We start from the raw sequence: 15,706 nt of genomic DNA, 5'->3' as shown, positions 1-15,706 counted from the left end.
CACCCGAGAGACTCTCTCAGGCTTTCCTCCGGGCAGTTTCCCTTCGGTCTTGCGTTTCCGACTCTATCAGACTCTTTCGCGTCCGATTTCCTCGGTGCCTTTCAGGTTTCCGCTCCGGCCTTTCGGCTTTCGCGTTTCCCTTTCCGGCGGTTCCGACTCTATCAGATCCTTTCGGGCCTGATTTCCAGTCAGTGGCCACCCGGCGGAGCCGGATGTTTATGCCGTGTCTTCCCGGCTGTTGGGCCGTTCCGACGTCCCAGACTTTAGCGGATTCCCCCCGGCGGCTCCTAATCGGGCCACCGAGTCCACCGTGAATTGAATTCGGGCGTGCCGAATTCGCTCCCGGTGGGAGATCGTGCTGCTTGTTTGGGTGCCGCTTGAGCGGCGGAGGTGCTGCCACGGGGCCGACTGGCCGGGTGACAACTCGGAGGACTCTAGAGATCTCCGGGCCCTGTGTCAATTCGGTCCTACTGAGGCCCCTGGGCCGAGGGGTCCACTGTCGCCTGGTGCTCCTGGGCGAGGTGCTCCTCGGCCTTGAGCCAGGGCAGGAACTGGGCCGGTTTTCGCCAGCCGCAGGTGTCGCATCTGATGGTGCGGCGCGGGCCCGTGCGCTGTACCCGCACGGTGTGCTCCCGGCCGTGCTGGTCCCAGCGGCTGACCTTGCTCGTGGTGGTGTTCGGCAGCATGACGCCTCCTCCGCGGCCCCTGTGGGCGCGCGTTCCGCAAGGAGTGTGCAGCAAGAGCAATATCAACAGGGGGGTTTCTGTGGTGCGTTGTGTGTCTCGCCGGCGTCCGTGGCCGCCCGGAAACGACGGAAGCGGCCCGGGAGCGCGATGTGCACGCTCCTGGGCCGCTTCCTGTGGTGCGGGACCCCTTAGGGGGGCCAGGGGCCTGGGTTCAGCAGCCGACGAGGCGCGTCGCCAGGTAGCCCTCGATCTGGTCGAGGGAGACGCGCTCCTGCTTCATGGTGTCGCGCTCGCGGACCGTGACGGCATTGTCGTCGAGGGTGTCGAAGTCGACGGTGACGCAGTACGGCGTACCGATCTCGTCCTGGCGGCGGTAGCGGCGGCCGATGGCGCCGGCGTCGTCGAAGTCGATGTTCCAGTTCTGGCGCAGCGCGGTGGCGAGTCCCTTGGCCTTCGGGGACAGCTCCGGGTTGCGGGAGAGCGGGAGGACCGCGACCTTCACCGGGGCGAGGCGGTGGTCGAAGCGCATGACGGTGCGCTTCTCCATCTTGCCCTTGGCGTTGGGCGCCTCGTCCTCGACGTAGGCGTCGAGCATGAAGGCGAGCATGGAGCGGCCGACACCGGCGGCGGGCTCGATGACGTAGGGGGTGTAGCGCTCGCCGGCTTCCTGGTCGAAGTAGGAGAGGTCCTGGCCGGAGGCCTTGGAGTGCGCGGAGAGGTCGTAGTCCGTGCGGTTGGCGACGCCCTCGAGCTCGCCCCACTCGTTGCCGCCGAAGCGGAAGCGGTACTCGATGTCAGCGGTGCGCTTGGAGTAGTGGGAGAGCTTCTCCGCCGGGTGCTCGAACCAGCGCATGTTCTCCTCGCGCATGCCGAGGCCGGTGTACCAGTTCCAGCGCTGCTCCATCCAGTACTCCTGCCACTTCTCGTCCTCGCCCGGCTTGACGAAGAATTCCATCTCCATCTGCTCGAACTCGCGGGTGCGGAAGATGAAGTTGCCGGGCGTGATCTCGTTGCGGAAGCTCTTGCCCATCTGGGCGATGCCGAACGGCGGCTTGCGGCGCGAAGTCTGCTGGACGCTGGCGAAGTTGGTGAAGATGCCCTGGGCGGTCTCGGGGCGCAGGTAGGCGATGGAGCCGCTGTCCTGCGTGGGGCCGAGGTGCGTGGAGAGCAGGCCCGAGAACTGCTTGGGCTCGGTGAAGGTGCCCTTGTTGCCGCAGTTGGGGCAGTTGAGGTCGGTGAGGCCGTTCTCCGGCAGCTTGCCGTGCTTGGCCTCGTACGCCTCCTCCAGGTGGTCCGCGCGGTAGCGCTTGTGGCAGGAGGTGCACTCGGTGAGCGGGTCGGTGAACGTGGCGACGTGACCGGAGGCCTGCCAGACCTCGGTCGCCAGGATCACGGACGAGTCGATACCGACGACGTCCTCGCGCGAAGTGACCATGTAGCGCCACCACTGGCGCTTGAGGTTTTCCTTCAGCTCGACGCCCAGCGGCCCGTAGTCCCAGGCGGCGCGCTGGCCGCCGTAGATCTCGCTGCACGGGTAGACGAAGCCACGGCGCTTGCTGAGGCTGACGATGGTGTCGATCTTGTCGGCGGCCACGGTGCTCTCTTCATTACGACGACGACGAAGCGATTGCTGCTTCAGAGCGAATGCGAATGCTTCAGGTTACCGGCGGCGTGGGGCTCCGGATCAAATCGGTTGGGGGTCCGGGGTCCGGGCTGGGGTGGGATGCCCGTTTCGGTGTGATCGCGGCGACAGCTTGTTGACAATCGTTTCCAGATTTGTTGAAAATGAGTGTCATGAACGTACGACGCCTCATACCTACCGCCGCTGTCGCCTCCGTCACCGTGCTCGGCCTCGCGGCCCTGTCGGCCTGCTCCGCCTCCGCGGGTGACGGCAAGGACGGTGACGGCAAGCTCGCGGTGGTGGCGTCGTTCTATCCGATGCAGTACCTCGCGGAGCAGATCGGCGGGGACCACGTCGCCGTCACCAATCTGACCAAGCCCGGCCAGGAGCCGCACGATCTGGAGATCAGCGCGAAGCAGACCGCGCAGCTCCAGGACGCGGGGGTCGCCCTCTATCTCAAGGGCCTCCAGCCGGCCGTCGACGACGCGATACAGCAGTCCGGCATCAGGACCAAGGTCGATGCCGCGTCGCTGACGCATCTGGAGAAGCACGGCACCGAGGTCGGCGGGCACGCCGCGGAGCACGACCACGAGCACGGCTCGGAGGGCGGCAGCGACCCGCACATCTGGCTGGACCCGGTGAAGTACGCCGAGGTCGCCAAGGGTGTGGGCAAGGCCTTCGAGAAGGCCGACCCGGATCACGCGGCGGCGTACAAGAAGAACACCGCGGCGCTGGTCGGCAAGCTCGACGGGCTGAACACGCGGTTCAAGGACGGGCTGAAGGACACCGACTCGAAGGTGTTCATCACGACCCATGCGGCCTTCGGCTATCTGGCCGAGCGGTACGGGCTCACCGAGGAGGCCATCAGCGGTCTCGACCCGGAGAGCGAGCCCAGCGCGGCGCGCGTGAAGGATCTCCAGAGCATGGCGAAGGCCGACGGGGTGACCACGATCTTCTACGAGACGCTCGTCAGCGACAGGACGGCGAAGACCCTCGCGGGCGACGCGCACCTCAAGACCGATGTGCTCGACCCGCTCGAGGGCATCACGGACAAGTCCAAGGGCGATGACTACATCCAGGTGATGGATTCGAATCTGAAGGCCCTGCAGACGGCGCTCGGCGCCAAGTGACCACGGAGGACAGCGGCATGGACGCATCGGTGAAGGCCGGCGAGCCCGTCATAGCCCTGCGCAGCGTGACGGCCGAGCTCGGCTCGCGTCCCGTGCTGCGCGGCATCGATCTGACCGTGCGCCGAGGTGAGGTCGTGGCCCTGCTCGGCGCCAATGGGTCGGGCAAGTCGACGGCCGTCCGTACGGTGATCGGGCAGGTGCCGGTCAGCGGCGGCGAGGTCGAGATCTTCGGTACGCCGCGTCGGCGGTTCCGGGACTGGGCGCGGGTCGGTTACGTGCCGCAGCGGACGACCGCCGCGGGCGGTGTGCCGGCCACGGTCACCGAGGTCGTGTCCTCGGGGCGGCTGTCGCGGGCCCGGTTCGGGCTGCTGCGCAAGGCCGACCGTGAGGCGGTGCGCCGGGCGCTGGACCTGGTCGGGATGGCCGACCGTGCCAAGGACTCGGTGGACGCGCTCTCCGGCGGCCAGCACCAGCGCGTGCTGATCGCGCGCGCCCTGGTCTCCGAGCCCGAGCTGCTGATCATGGACGAGCCCATGGCGGGCGTCGACCTGGCGAGCCAGGAGATCCTCGCTCGGACGCTGCGGGCGCAGGTCGCGGCCGGCGCCTCCGTGCTGCTCGTCCTGCATGAGCTGGGTCCCCTGGAGCCGCTGATCGACCGCGCGGTCGTGCTGCGCGACGGCTGTGTCCTGCACGACGGGCCGCCGCCCGAGGCCGTGGGCCAGCACGCGCTGCCGGGCCACGACCACGTCCACCCGCACACCTCGGATCTCACCCCCGTACGCACAGGACTGCTGAGCTGACATGGAATTCCTCGACTCCGCCTTCATGCAGCGGGCCCTGCTCGCCGCGGTCCTGGTCGGCATCACCGCCCCCGCGATCGGCATCTATCTCGTCCAGCGCAGGCAGGCCCTGATGGGCGACGGCATCGGCCATGTCGCGATGACGGGCGTCGGCCTCGGCTTCCTGCTCTCCACCTCGCCCGTGTGGATGGCGATGGCCGTCTCCGTGGTCGGCGTGGTGATCATGGAGCTGATCCGCTGGTACGGGAAGACGCGCGGCGACATCGCGCTCGCGATGCTCTTCTACGGGGGTATGGCGGGCGGCGTGATGCTGATCAACCTCGCCCCCGGCGGCTCCACGGCGAATCTGCAGAGTTATCTCTTCGGTTCGCTGTCGACCGTCTCGCAGAGCGACCTCGTGTCGATCTGCGTCCTCGCCGGATTCGTCGCCCTGGTCACGATCGGTCTGCGCCGGCAGCTGTTCGCGGTCAGCCAGGACGAGGAGTTCGCCCGGGTCACCGGCCTGCCGGTGCGCGTCCTGAACCTGCTCGTCGCGGTGACCGCGGCGGCGACCGTCACCGTCGCGATGCGCGTCGTGGGCCTGCTCCTGGTGTCGGCGCTGATGGTGGTCCCGGTGGCGGCGGCGCAGCAGCTGACGCGGAGCTTCGCGGCGACGTTCGCGATCGCCGTCGCCATCGGCGTCACCACTACGCTGGGCGGCACCATCACCAACTACTACGTCGAGATCCCGCCCGGCGCGACGATCGTGCTGCTGACCATCGCGGCGTTCATCGTCTTCAGCCTGATCGCCACGCCGCTGGCCAGGCGCAGGGCGCGGGCGGCGGCGAGCGCGGCCGGCGACCCGGCGGAGTGCGCGATTCCGGGCCGGATCCCCGGTCAGGCCGGGGCCGAGGTCTGACCCGGGCACCGCGCGGCCTGGCACAATGGGCCGCCGGCAGTAAATGCGAGGAGGCAACAGTGGGAGCCCCGGTTCGAGGCAGGTCGACCCGCCAGCGTGCGGCCGTGGCGGCGGCGCTCGACGAGGTGGACGAGTTCCGCAGTGCCCAGGAGCTCCACGACGTCCTCAAGCACAAGGGTGACTCGGTGGGTCTGACGACCGTCTACCGCACCCTGCAGTCCCTCGCCGACGCGGGCGAGGTCGATGTCCTGCGCACGTCGGACGGCGAGGCCGTCTACCGGCGCTGTTCCAGCGGCGAGCACCACCATCACCTGGTGTGCCGGGTGTGCGGCAAGGCGGTCGAGGTCGGGGGGCCGGCCGTGGAGAAGTGGGCCGAGGCGATCGCCGCGGAGCACGGGTACGTGAATGTTGCGCACACGGTGGAGATTTTTGGTACGTGCGCGGAGTGCGCTGCCGCGGAGTGAGTTTTCGGGTGCGGGTCGGGTGTGGCTGGGTGCGCAGTTCCCCGCGCCCCTGAAATGCATGCGCTCCGCGCAGCATTTCCCCGATGGGGAAGGCGCGGCGAAGCCGCAAGCCTTCAGGGGCGCGGGGAACTGCGCGACCAGCCCCCAACGGCCCGCAGACTCTGTCTAGCCCTCCGCCTCCAGTTGCTGGAGCACCTCGTTGGGCGTCGCGCCGCCGAAGCGGCGGTCGCGCGAGGCGTATTCCACGCAGGCGCGCCACAGGTCGCGGCGGTCGAAGTCGGGCCACAGGACGTCCTGGAAGACCATTTCGGCGTAAGCGCTCTGCCACAGCAGGTAGTTGGAGGTGCGCTGCTCGCCGCTGGGGCGCAGGAACAGGTCGACGTCCGGCATGTCCGGGTAGTAGAGGTACTTCGCGAAGGTCTTCTCGCTGACCTTCGACGGGGCGAGGCGGCCCGCCTTCACGTCCTCGGCGATGGCCTGCGCGGCGTCGGCGATCTCGGCGCGGCCGCCGTAGTTCATGCAGAAGTAGAGGGTCAGCTTGTCGTTGCCCTTGGTCTGTTCCTGGGAGATCTCCAGCTCCTGGGCGACCGACTTCCACAGCTTGGGCATGCGGCCCACCCAGCGCACCCGTACGCCCAGCTCGTCGAGCTGGTCGCGGGTCTTGCGGATGAAGTCGCGGTTGAAGTTCATGAGGAAGCGGACCTCGTCGGGTGAGCGCTTCCAGTTCTCCGTGGAGAAGGCGTAGAGCGAGATCGCGCCGACGCCCATCTCGATCGCGCCCTGGAGGACGTCCATGACGCGCTCGGCGCCGACCTTGTGTCCCTCGGTGCGCGGCAGTCCGCGCTCCTTCGCCCACCGGCCGTTGCCGTCCATGACGATGGCGACGTGCTCCGGCACCAGCTCGCCGGGGATCTTCGGCGGCCGCGCGCCCGTCGGGTGCGGTTCGGGCGTCTTGTACTCACGGCGGGACCGTCCGAGGATTCCGCGACGTGCCATGTGGGCTCTCCCCTAGCTCAGTTCTAGCTTTTCTCTACGTAACGCAGGGAGCGCAGTCCGCGCTCCAGGTGCCAGTGCAGATACGCCGACACCAGTCCGCTGCCCTCTCTGACGAAGCGTGCCTCGCACGCGTCCGCCGTCTCCCAGTCGCCGGTCAGGAGCGCGCCGAGGAGGATGAGGGCCTGCGGTGAGGGTACGACGCTGCCCGGTACCCGGCAGTCGACGCAAACCGAGCCGCCCGCGCCGACGGAGAAGAACCGGTTGGGGCCCGGGAGGCCGCACTTCGCGCAGTCGCCGAAACTCGGGGCATAGCCGTTCACGGCGAGGGAGCGCAGCAGGAAGGCGTCGAGGACGAGGTGGGGTTCGTGCTCGCCCCTGGAGAGGGTCCGCAGTCCGCCGACCAGGAGGAGGTACTGCTGGACGGCCGGCTCGCCCTCGTGGTCGGTGAAGCGTTCCGCGGTCTCCAGCATGGCGGTGCCGGCGGTGTAGCGGGCGTAGTCGCTGACGATGCCGCCACCGTAGGGGGCGATGGTCTCGCTCTGGGTGCACAGGGGCAGCCCGCGCCCGATCAGCTCGCTGCCCCGGGCGAAGAACTGCACGTCGACGTGCGAGAAGGGTTCGAGCCGCGCCCCGAACTTGGACTTGGTCCGCCGCACACCACGCGCCACGGCGCGCACGCGCCCGTGATTGCGGGTGAGCAGCGTGATGATGCGGTCCGCTTCGCCCAGCTTCTGGGTGCGCAGCACGATGCCGTCGTCGCGAAAGAGACTCATCGCGCGCCGCCGCGGGTGTCCGGCTGGGGGTACGGGGGTCGCCCCCCGGGAGCGAACAGCATGATGCGGTCCGCTTCGCCCAGCTTCTGGGTGCGCAGCACGATGCCGTCGTCGCGGAACAGGCTCATGCGCCTATTCTCGCCTACGCCGAAGGGGTGAGGGCCGGGGACCTACGAAGGGTGCGGTGAAGGGACCTCTCGAGGTGGGGTCAGGGGACCTCAGGTGGAGTCAGGGGACCTCGCCGCGGCTCCTCGCGTTCGCATAGGCCGTTGCCGCCCGCAGCCGCTCGGAAGTCGTCGCCACTCGCACCGTGTCCGGGGCACAGTCCCATTCGCGGCCGCCTCCGAAGGGCCGGAGCTGTACGTACGGACCCTCGTGCCCCATGACCCGGCCCACCTGTCCGGTGCTGATGTCGACGGCGTAAGAACCGATTGGCGGCTTCATCGGCGTTGGCTCCTGTCCATACGTTCCGTGCGTTTCCCGGCGGGCGGCGGCGTCAACCGAAACAACGGCCCCATTCCACGAGCAGACACGGGACGTGGCGCTGAATCGTCAGCGGGGTGAAGCGAGAGGCAATTCCCGACCTCCGGCGCGGGTATTCGCCCAGCCCTTCCCGCACCTTCGATCGCATGACCGGGCCGCCGTTCCGCCCACGTCAGATGGCTCCCCGCCGCCGTCGGATTTCACGCTTCCCGCCCGGGCGGGTACGCGCGCCAATTAGAGTGGGAACGACCTCTGGGCTCTATGCGGCGAGGGCGAATTCGAACACTCTCTTAAGAACGGGGATGCTCGATGCTGTTTGAAGCCGGGGGAATGTGCACGCGTAACTCCACAGATATCCAGCGCGCTCACTCGACGCCTCTCGTCTCCTGTTCCGCGCGTGCCTCGATGCCCCGGAAATGATGGGCCATGGCCCGCTGCGCGCCGACGGCGTCCTGGGCGCGCAGGGCGGTGACGATGTCGCGGTGGCGGCTGACGGTGACGTCGGGGGCGGGGTCGCTGGACCAGGAGCGCGCGCCGGCGACCCGGTCGAAGACGTTCCAGAACGCGCCGAGGAGCTGCGGGATCAGTTCGTTGCCCAGCGAGCCGTAGAGGGTCTCGTGAAAGTCCCTGTCGAGGTCGGCGAAGGGCTCGTCGATCTGGCCCGCGGCGGCCATTTTCCGGACGATGTCGTCGAGCCGGTCGAGGATCTCCGGTGGGAGCGGGGCCGCGGCGACCCTGCGGATCAGGCCTTCCTCGAGGATCTCGCGGACCTGGAGGATCTCGGCGAGGGCGTGCGCGTCGGCGGCGGGGCGCAGCAGGGTGCGGAAGGTGAGGCCGTCGGCGAGCGGGGTGAGGGAGGCCTGGCCGACGTAGGTGCCGTAGCCGTGTCTGATCTCGACGATGTCGAGTGCCTGGAGTGCCTTGAGGGACTCGCGTACGGAGTTCCTGCTGACGCCGAGTGATTCCATCAACTCGGCCTCGGTGGGCAGCAGTTCGCCGGGCCGCAGCCCTCTGTCCAGGATGAGCTGTGTGACCGCGCGCTGGACCTGCTGGCTGACGCGGCGGTGCCGGATCGCCGGGTTCCTGGGCTCCTCAGACATGCGCCGCATCGTAGGCCGAGCAGACGTCCCACGTCCCATGTCAGGACCAAACTTCTTCCCGCCCGGCGCCCGGAGCTCCACGGGCCTCCCTCCGGGCTTCTCTGCGCGATCTCTTGACCGGCCATCGCGGCGCTCTTATGGTCACGTCGCTACCAAGACGTAGGACGTTGGATCTCCCGCGCATCTCCCTCTCTGGAGGCACCATGAGCGACCACGAGCCCACCGGCCGCCGATCCTTCCTCAAGTACACCGGCGCCCTCGGCGCGGCAGCTGCCATCTCCACCTCCCTGTCGGCCTGTTCGTCCGGGCCGAAGTCCACCAACGACACGGGCGGTGGCAAAGGCGGCGGATCCTCGCTGACCGCGGTCATCGGGTACGGCAACGACGGAAGCTGGGACCCGACGCAGACCGCGTCGGCCTTCGCCATGGCCGGCAACCAGCACATCTACGAGGGCCTCCTCGACACCGACCCGATCACACGCGAGCCGTACGCGGCGCTCGCCACGAAGGTGCCGACGGACGCCGAACTGGCCACCACCTCCTGGAAGTTCACCCTGCGCGCGGGCGCCAAGTGGCACGACGGCAAGCCCGTCACGGCGGACGACGTCGTGTTCGTCTTCGACCGGATCCTCGACCCGGGCACGCAGTCGCTGGCCAAGGGGTTCTTCGAGAGCTGGCTCAAGGAGGTCAGGAAGACGGGCGACGACTCCGTCGAGCTCGTCCTCAAGTTCCCGTTCCCCGACGGGGCCGCGCGGCTGACCCTCGCCAAGATCATGCCGAAGCACGTGTTCTCGAAGCCGGGCGCGTGGGACGACGCGACCAAGGGCAAGGCGGTGGGGTCGGGCCCGTACCGGCAGACCTCGCACCAGCCGAAGACGAACACCACCTTCGAGGCGTATCCGGACTACAACGGGCCGCTCAAGGCGTCGTTCAAGAAGATGAACTGGCTGACCATCGTGGACGCGGCACCCCGCGTGGCGAAGATCTCCGGCGGCAACGCGGACGCGCAGATAGCCGACAACATCCCGTACGCGAACATCACCCAGCTGAAGAAGGGCGGCCTCACCGTCGAGGGCGGGGCCGGGATGAACAACCTCTTCCTGATGTTCAACACCGCGCACAAGCCGTTCGACGACGTGCGGGTGAGGCAGGCCCTGCACTACGCCATCGACAAGCAGAAGATGATCGAGGTGGCACTCAAGGGGCACGGGAAGGCGTCGAGTTCGTTCCTGAACGAGGGCAACCCCGACCACCGGCCGGCGAAGACGGTGTACGACTACGACCCCGAGAAGGCGAAGAAGCTCCTCAAGGACGCCGGGGTGAGCGGGCTCTCGGTCTCCCTGATGTCCGTCAACGTGTCGTGGATCATGGACTGTCTGCCGACGATCAAGGCGTCGTGGGACGCGATCGGCGTGAAGACGACGCTCGATCCGCAGGAGACCACGGCCGTCTTCACGAAGATGGACCAGAAGAAGGACTACCAGATCGTGGCGGCCGCCTCGAACCCCAACCAGTTCGGGGTCGACGCGGACCTGATCATGCATTACAACTACGGCCCCTCGAACCTGTGGATGGGCTACGCGCGCTGGGCGGGCAGCTCCGACGCCAAGAACCTCTTCAAGCTGATGGACCAGGCCACGCGAGAGCCGGACCCGGCGAAGAAGAAGACGATGATCCAGGAGTACATCGACATCGTCGCCGAGCAGGCCGTGCTCTACCCGGTCGTGCACAACGAGCTGATGACGGCCTGGGACCCGAAGAAGATCACCGGCGTGCAGGCGCAGCCCTATCCCGGGATCAACGTGCTCAAGGCCAAGCCCGCGTAACGCGGCTTTCTCGCAAGGGAGTTCGTGCCCGTGGTCGTGATCGCCAGAATTCTGGCCCGACGCCTGGTCCTGCTCGTGCCGCTGCTGCTCGGCATCGTCCTGTTCGTGTTTCTCGTGATGCGGTTCTCGGACAGCGATCCGGCGTCGGCGTTCTTCCAGGGCGCCAATCCGACGCCCCGGCAGCTGCACGACTTCCGGGAGCGCAACGGGCTTCTCGATCCGCTGCCCGTGCGCTACTTCCACTTCGTGGGCGATCTCGTCCGGGGCGACATGGGCGTCAGCGCCCTGACCCGGCAGCCGGTGGTCGACCAGGTGACCACCGCGCTGCCGCTGACCCTCCAGCTGACGTTCCTCGGCCTCGCGGTCGCGGTCGCCGTGTCCCTGGTGCTCGGAGTCACGGCGGCCATCCACCGCGACCGGCTCCTCGACCAGGTCATCCGTGTCGTGTCGCTGACGGGGGTTGCGGCGCCCGGGTTCTGGCTGGCGCTGCTGATGATCCAGTATCTGGCGGTCGGGCAGGGCTGGTTCCCGACCGGCGGCTACGTCAATCCGGCGGACTCCTTCACCGGCTGGCTCAAGTGCATGACGCTCCCCGCGCTGTCGCTGTCCCTGCCGGTCGCGGCGCAGCTGACGCGCATCGTGCGTACGGCGGTGGTCGAGGAGCTGGACAAGGACTACGTCCGTACGGCGATCGGCAGCGGTCTTCCGCCGGTCGTCGTGGTGGGGCGCAACGTGCTGCGCAACGCCCTGATCAATCCGCTGACCGTGCTCGGACTGCGGGTCGGCTATCTGCTGGGCGGGGCGGTCGTCACGGAGACGATCTTCTCCCTGCCGGGGATGGGGAAGCTGATGATCGACGCGGTGAAGAACGGTGACCCGGCGGTCGTCCAGGGCGTCGTCCTGACGACGGCCGTCGGGTTCGTCGTCGTGAACCTCGCCATCGACATCCTGTATCTGATGGTCAACCCGCGGCTCAGGGGGGCGCAGAGCTAGATGGTCACCTCCCGTGAAGCGCTCGCCGAGGCGCTGTCCCGGCCGGGCATCCGGCTGCGGTCCCTGCGCCGGCTGCCCGTCCTGTCCCGGATCGCCGTCGCCGTCGTCGCCGTCGTCGTCCTCATGGCGCTGTTCGCGCCCCTGCTCGCACCGCACGACCCGCTCGACCAGCAGTCGCAGACCGACGGCACCGGGCATCCGTCGGGCGGCCACTGGATGGGCCAGGACAGCCTGGGCCGCGACATCCTCAGCCGGCTGATGTACGGGGCGCGCTGGTCGCTGGCCATCGGGCTCGGCGCGACGCTGCTCGCGCTCGTGGTGGGCGCGGTGCTCGGGGCGATCGCGGCGACGTCGCGCAAGGCGGTCGACGAGACTCTGATGCGCTGTCTCGATGTCGTGATGGCGTTCCCCGGGATCGCTCTGGCGGCGGTCCTCGTCGCCGTGTTCGGCGGCGGCATCCCCGTACTGATCTGCGCGATCGCGTTCCTGTTCACTCCGCCGGTCGCCCGGGTCGTACGGGCCAACGTGCTCGACCAGTACGGCGAGGACTACGTGACGGCGGAGCGGGTGATCGGGGCGCGGACGCCGCACATCGTGCTGCGGCACGTCGCGGTCAACTGCGCGGCGCCCGTGCTGGTGTTCTGCACGGTGCAGGTCGCGGAGGCCATCGTCTTCGAGGCGTCGCTGTCGTTCATCGGGGCGGGGGTCCGGCCGCCCGACCCGTCGTGGGGCAGTGTCATCGCGGACGGCAAGAACATGGTCCTGATCGGGGGCTGGTGGGCGACCGTCTTCCCCGGTCTGCTGATGCTGCTCACCGTGCTGGCGCTCAACGTCCTGTCCGAGGGCGTGTCCGACGCGTGGGCCGCGCCCGGCGCGCGTGACGTGTCCGGCGCGGAGGCGGACCGCCTCGAAGCGCCGAAGCCCGGCAGCGGCACCGTCCTCGAACTGCCCGGACTCACCGAGGCCGCCGCCCGGCTGAGGTCCCGCGCCCGGCCCCTGCCCGAGGGCGACCCCGTCCTCCAGGTCACCGATCTCGCCATCGGCTTCGACGCGCGGCACGGCGGCGTGGACATCGTCGACGGCATCACCTTCGACGTACGCCCCGGTGAAGTGCTCGGCCTGGTCGGCGAGTCGGGGTGCGGCAAGTCGCTGACCGCGCTGACCGTGATGGGTCTCGAACCCAAGGGCGCGCGGATCCGCGGCCGGGTCACCTTCGACGGCCAGGAGCTGATCGGCCGCACGATGGGGGCCAGGCGCCGCCTCCTCGGCCACGACATGGCGATGATCTACCAGGACGCCCTGTCCTCGCTGAATCCGGCGATGACCGTGCGCTCCCAGCTCAAGCAGGTCGTACGCCGGAGTGGCAGGCGCACCCCGGCCGAGCTGCTCTCCCTCGTCGGCCTCGACCCCGAGCGGACCCTGCGCAGCTACCCGCACGAGCTGTCGGGCGGGCAGCGCCAGCGTGTCCTGATCGCGATGGCCCTGTCGCGCAGCCCGAAGCTGATCGTCGCCGACGAGCCGACGACCGCGCTCGACGTGACCGTGCAGGCGCAGGTCATCGAGCTGCTGCTGCGGCTGCGCGAGGAGCTGGGCTTCGCGCTGATCCTCGTCTCGCACGACCTGGCGCTCGTCGCCGACGTCACGGACCGGGTGGTCGTGATGTACGGCGGGCAGATCGTGGAGACGGGCGTGACGGCGGACCTCGTCGAGGCGCCCACCCACCACTACACGCGCGGGCTGCTCGGCTCGGTCCTCTCGCTGGAGACGGCGGCGGACCGGCTGACGCAGATCCGGGGTGTCGTGCCCTCACCGGCCGACTTCCCTGCGGGCTGCCGGTTCGCCGACCGGTGCCCGATGGCGAGCGAGGTGTGCCGGACGACGGCGCCCGATCTGCTCGGCGGCCGGCGGCACGCGTCGGCCTGTCACCATCCGGCGGTGGTCCCGCCGCCCACGGTTCCGGCTCCCCGGGGAAGCGAGGCTCTCAAGTGACGGATCCCGTGGTCGAGTTGAAAGCTGCCCACGTGGTGCACCGGGCCCGCTCCGGCGGCCTGTTCGCCCGCGACCGGGTGTACGCCCTCACCGGCGCCGACCTGTCCGTGTCCCCCGGCGAGACGGTCGGTGTGGTCGGCGAGTCCGGCTGCGGCAAGTCGACGCTCGCCAAGGTCCTCGTGGGGGTGCAGCGCCCGACGTCCGGCACGGTCGTCGTGGACGGCCGCGACCTGTGGACCATGAAGCCGGGCGAGCGGCGCGCCACCGTCGGCGAAGGGGTCGGCATGATCTTCCAGGACCCGTCGACCGCCCTGAACCGGCGCCTGACCGTCCGCCAGATCCTGCGCGACCCCCTCGACGTCCACCACCGTGGCACGCCCGCCGCGCGCGAGGAGCGCGTACGGGAGCTGATGTCCCTGGTCGGGCTGCCGAGCGCGCTCGCCGGGGCGCTGCCCGGGCAGCTGTCGGGCGGGCAGCGCCAGCGCGTGGCGATCGCCCGTGCCCTCGCCCTCGAACCCGCCCTGGTCGTGGCGGATGAGCCGACGAGCGCGCTCGACGTGTCGGTGCGGGCGCAGATCCTGAATCTGCTGCTCGACCTGAAGGAACGCCTCGGTCTCGCCCTCGTGTTCGTCTCGCACGACATCCAGACCGTGCGGCGCATGAGCGACCGTGTGATCACGATGTATCTGGGCCGGATCGTGGAGGAGTCGCCGTCCGAGGACGTGCTCGACCGGGCCAGGCACCCGTACACCCGCGCGCTGTTCTCGGCGACACCCGGGCTGCTCGACCCGATCGACCCGATTCCGCTGGTCGGCCCGGTACCGTCGGCGACGCATCCGCCGAGCGGCTGCCCGTTCCGCACGCGGTGCTGGAAGGCCGACGCGGTGTGCGCGCAGGCGATGCCGGAGTTCGAGTCGGGCGGTGACGGGCACCGGTTCCGCTGCCACCATCCCGTGCGCGAGGGCCAGTCCACGCACGAACTCGTCCAGGAGGTCTCGTGACGCCAGGCACCCCGCTGACCGGAGTCGTCCCGCCCGTCTGCACGCCCCTGACCCCGGACAACGAGGTGGACGTCGCTTCCCTCGTGCGCCTTGTCGACCACCTCGTCGCGGGTGGTGTCGACGGGCTCTTCGTGCTCGGCTCGACGAGCGAGGCGGCCTTCCTGCCCGACCGGCACCGCACCGTGGTCGTCGACACCGTCGTCGGTCATGTCGCCGGCCAGCTGCCCGTCCTGGCCGGGGCGATCGACATGGCGACGCTGCGCGTCCTCGACCACGCCCGCACGGCGGCGGCGGCCGGCGCGGACGGGATCGTCGCGACGGCGCCGTTCTACACGCGCACCCATCCGGCCGAGATCGCCCGCCACTTCCGGCTCCTGGCCCAGCGCTGCGGCCTGCCGGTCTTCGCCTACGACCTCCCGGTGTCGGTGCACTCCAAACTGGGCGCCGACCTCGTCCTCGACCTGGCCGCCGACGGGACGCTCGCCGGCCTGAAGGACTCCAGCGGTGACGAGGGCGCGTTCCGGGAGGTCCTCATCGGGGCGCGCTCCCGCGCCGACATCACGGGGTTCAGCGTCCTGACCGGGTCGGAGCTGACCGTGGACTCGGCGCTCGCGATGGGCGCGGACGGGGTGGTGCCGGGTCTCGGGAACGTCGACCCGGCCGGGTACGCGCGGCTGTACGCGTACTGCCGGGCCGGTGACCGGGAGCGGGCGCGGATCGAGCAGGAGCGGCTGTGTGCGCTGTTCCGGATGGTGCGGGTGGGGGATCCGGCGCGGATGGGCGGGAGTTCGTCCGCGCTCGGGGCGTTCAAGGCGGCCCTGTATCTGCGGGGCGTGATCGACTGCCCGGTGACGGCGGAACCGCAGATCCCGCTGTCCGCGGAGGAGACCGAGCGGGTGGGGAAGTTCCTCGCGGCGGCCGGTCTGCTGTAGCGCGGCGGCGGGTG

Annotated in this window: 16 protein-coding genes; 9 read left to right on the top strand and 7 right to left on the bottom strand. The window is 69.4% G+C overall.

Annotation, left to right across the window (positions count from 1 at the left end):
- Positions 1 to 467: 467 nt before the first annotated feature.
- Entirely contained in the window at positions 468 to 686 is a 219-nt protein-coding gene (locus ACWIGU_RS14050) for a hypothetical protein (RefSeq protein ID WP_356278487.1), read from the bottom strand.
- A 211-nt stretch (positions 687 to 897) separates the two neighbouring features.
- On the bottom strand, positions 898 to 2,280 hold the full coding sequence (locus ACWIGU_RS14045) for a glycine--tRNA ligase (RefSeq protein WP_100594288.1): 1,383 nt from the start codon (positions 2,278 to 2,280) through the stop codon (positions 898 to 900).
- A 200-nt stretch (positions 2,281 to 2,480) separates the two neighbouring features.
- On the opposite strand from ACWIGU_RS14045, the gene ACWIGU_RS14040 reads away from it, so the two are divergent.
- The 4 genes from ACWIGU_RS14040 to ACWIGU_RS14025 are packed head-to-tail and all read left to right on the top strand — an operon-like array spanning position 2,481 to position 5,599.
- Complete coding sequence (locus ACWIGU_RS14040) at positions 2,481 to 3,437, top strand: metal ABC transporter substrate-binding protein (protein ID WP_454400518.1); 957 nt, start codon at positions 2,481 to 2,483, stop codon at positions 3,435 to 3,437.
- A gap of 17 nt (positions 3,438 to 3,454) precedes the next feature.
- Positions 3,455 to 4,237, top strand: a complete 783-nt coding sequence (locus ACWIGU_RS14035; RefSeq protein ID WP_356278496.1) for a metal ABC transporter ATP-binding protein — start codon at positions 3,455 to 3,457, stop codon at positions 4,235 to 4,237.
- A 1-nt stretch (position 4,238) separates the two neighbouring features.
- Complete coding sequence (locus ACWIGU_RS14030; protein WP_454400516.1) at positions 4,239 to 5,135, top strand: metal ABC transporter permease; 897 nt, start codon at positions 4,239 to 4,241, stop codon at positions 5,133 to 5,135.
- 59 nt (positions 5,136 to 5,194) lie between these two features.
- On the top strand, positions 5,195 to 5,599 hold the full coding sequence (locus tag ACWIGU_RS14025) for a Fur family transcriptional regulator (RefSeq protein WP_454400514.1): 405 nt from the start codon (positions 5,195 to 5,197) through the stop codon (positions 5,597 to 5,599).
- Between the two features lie 165 nt (positions 5,600 to 5,764).
- Here ACWIGU_RS14025 and ACWIGU_RS14020 read toward each other — a convergent pair whose 3' ends face one another.
- The 5 genes from ACWIGU_RS14020 to ACWIGU_RS14000 form a co-directional block, all read right to left on the bottom strand.
- Positions 5,765 to 6,595: an isoprenyl transferase gene (locus ACWIGU_RS14020; RefSeq protein WP_454400512.1), complete on the bottom strand. Its 831-nt coding sequence runs from the start codon at positions 6,593 to 6,595 to the stop codon at positions 5,765 to 5,767.
- Positions 6,596 to 6,618: 23 nt separating this feature from the next.
- Positions 6,619 to 7,368: a DNA repair protein RecO gene (gene recO, locus ACWIGU_RS14015; protein WP_100594283.1), complete on the bottom strand. Its 750-nt coding sequence runs from the start codon at positions 7,366 to 7,368 to the stop codon at positions 6,619 to 6,621.
- Positions 7,365 to 7,496, bottom strand: a complete 132-nt coding sequence (locus ACWIGU_RS14010; protein ID WP_454400510.1) for a hypothetical protein — start codon at positions 7,494 to 7,496, stop codon at positions 7,365 to 7,367. The genes recO and ACWIGU_RS14010 overlap by 4 nt, the downstream gene beginning before the upstream one ends.
- A 100-nt stretch (positions 7,497 to 7,596) precedes the next feature.
- Positions 7,597 to 7,812: a hypothetical protein gene (locus tag ACWIGU_RS14005; protein ID WP_100594282.1), complete on the bottom strand. Its 216-nt coding sequence runs from the start codon at positions 7,810 to 7,812 to the stop codon at positions 7,597 to 7,599.
- A 404-nt stretch (positions 7,813 to 8,216) separates the two neighbouring features.
- Positions 8,217 to 8,960, bottom strand: a complete 744-nt coding sequence (locus tag ACWIGU_RS14000; protein WP_454400508.1) for a FadR/GntR family transcriptional regulator — start codon at positions 8,958 to 8,960, stop codon at positions 8,217 to 8,219.
- 194 nt (positions 8,961 to 9,154) lie between these two features.
- On the opposite strand from ACWIGU_RS14000, the gene ACWIGU_RS13995 reads away from it, so the two are divergent.
- The 5 genes from ACWIGU_RS13995 to ACWIGU_RS13975 are packed head-to-tail and all read left to right on the top strand — an operon-like array spanning position 9,155 to position 15,692.
- The gene (locus ACWIGU_RS13995; protein WP_454400506.1) at positions 9,155 to 10,777 is read left to right on the top strand and encodes an ABC transporter substrate-binding protein; all 1,623 of its coding nucleotides are present in this window, start codon (positions 9,155 to 9,157) and stop codon (positions 10,775 to 10,777) included.
- 30 nt (positions 10,778 to 10,807) lie between these two features.
- A complete protein-coding gene (locus ACWIGU_RS13990; protein WP_454400574.1) occupies positions 10,808 to 11,770 on the top strand; it encodes an ABC transporter permease in 963 nt (320 codons plus the stop codon).
- Positions 11,771 to 13,759: a dipeptide/oligopeptide/nickel ABC transporter permease/ATP-binding protein gene (locus ACWIGU_RS13985; protein ID WP_454400504.1), complete on the top strand. Its 1,989-nt coding sequence runs from the start codon at positions 11,771 to 11,773 to the stop codon at positions 13,757 to 13,759.
- Positions 13,756 to 14,760, top strand: coding sequence for an oligopeptide/dipeptide ABC transporter ATP-binding protein (locus ACWIGU_RS13980; protein ID WP_454400502.1), 1,005 nt, complete (start codon positions 13,756 to 13,758; stop codon positions 14,758 to 14,760). Before ACWIGU_RS13985 ends, ACWIGU_RS13980 begins: the two co-directional genes overlap by 4 nt.
- Positions 14,757 to 15,692 (top strand): dihydrodipicolinate synthase family protein, encoded by a 936-nt coding sequence (locus ACWIGU_RS13975; RefSeq protein ID WP_454400500.1) that lies wholly within the window; start codon positions 14,757 to 14,759, stop codon positions 15,690 to 15,692. The genes ACWIGU_RS13980 and ACWIGU_RS13975 overlap by 4 nt, the downstream gene beginning before the upstream one ends.
- Positions 15,693 to 15,706: the final 14 nt, after the last annotated feature.

This window comes from Streptomyces sp. NPDC055400 (assembly GCF_053644375.1).
The sequence above is the reverse complement of the archived record's forward strand: the minus strand, read 5'-3'. Positions and strand labels throughout refer to the sequence as shown.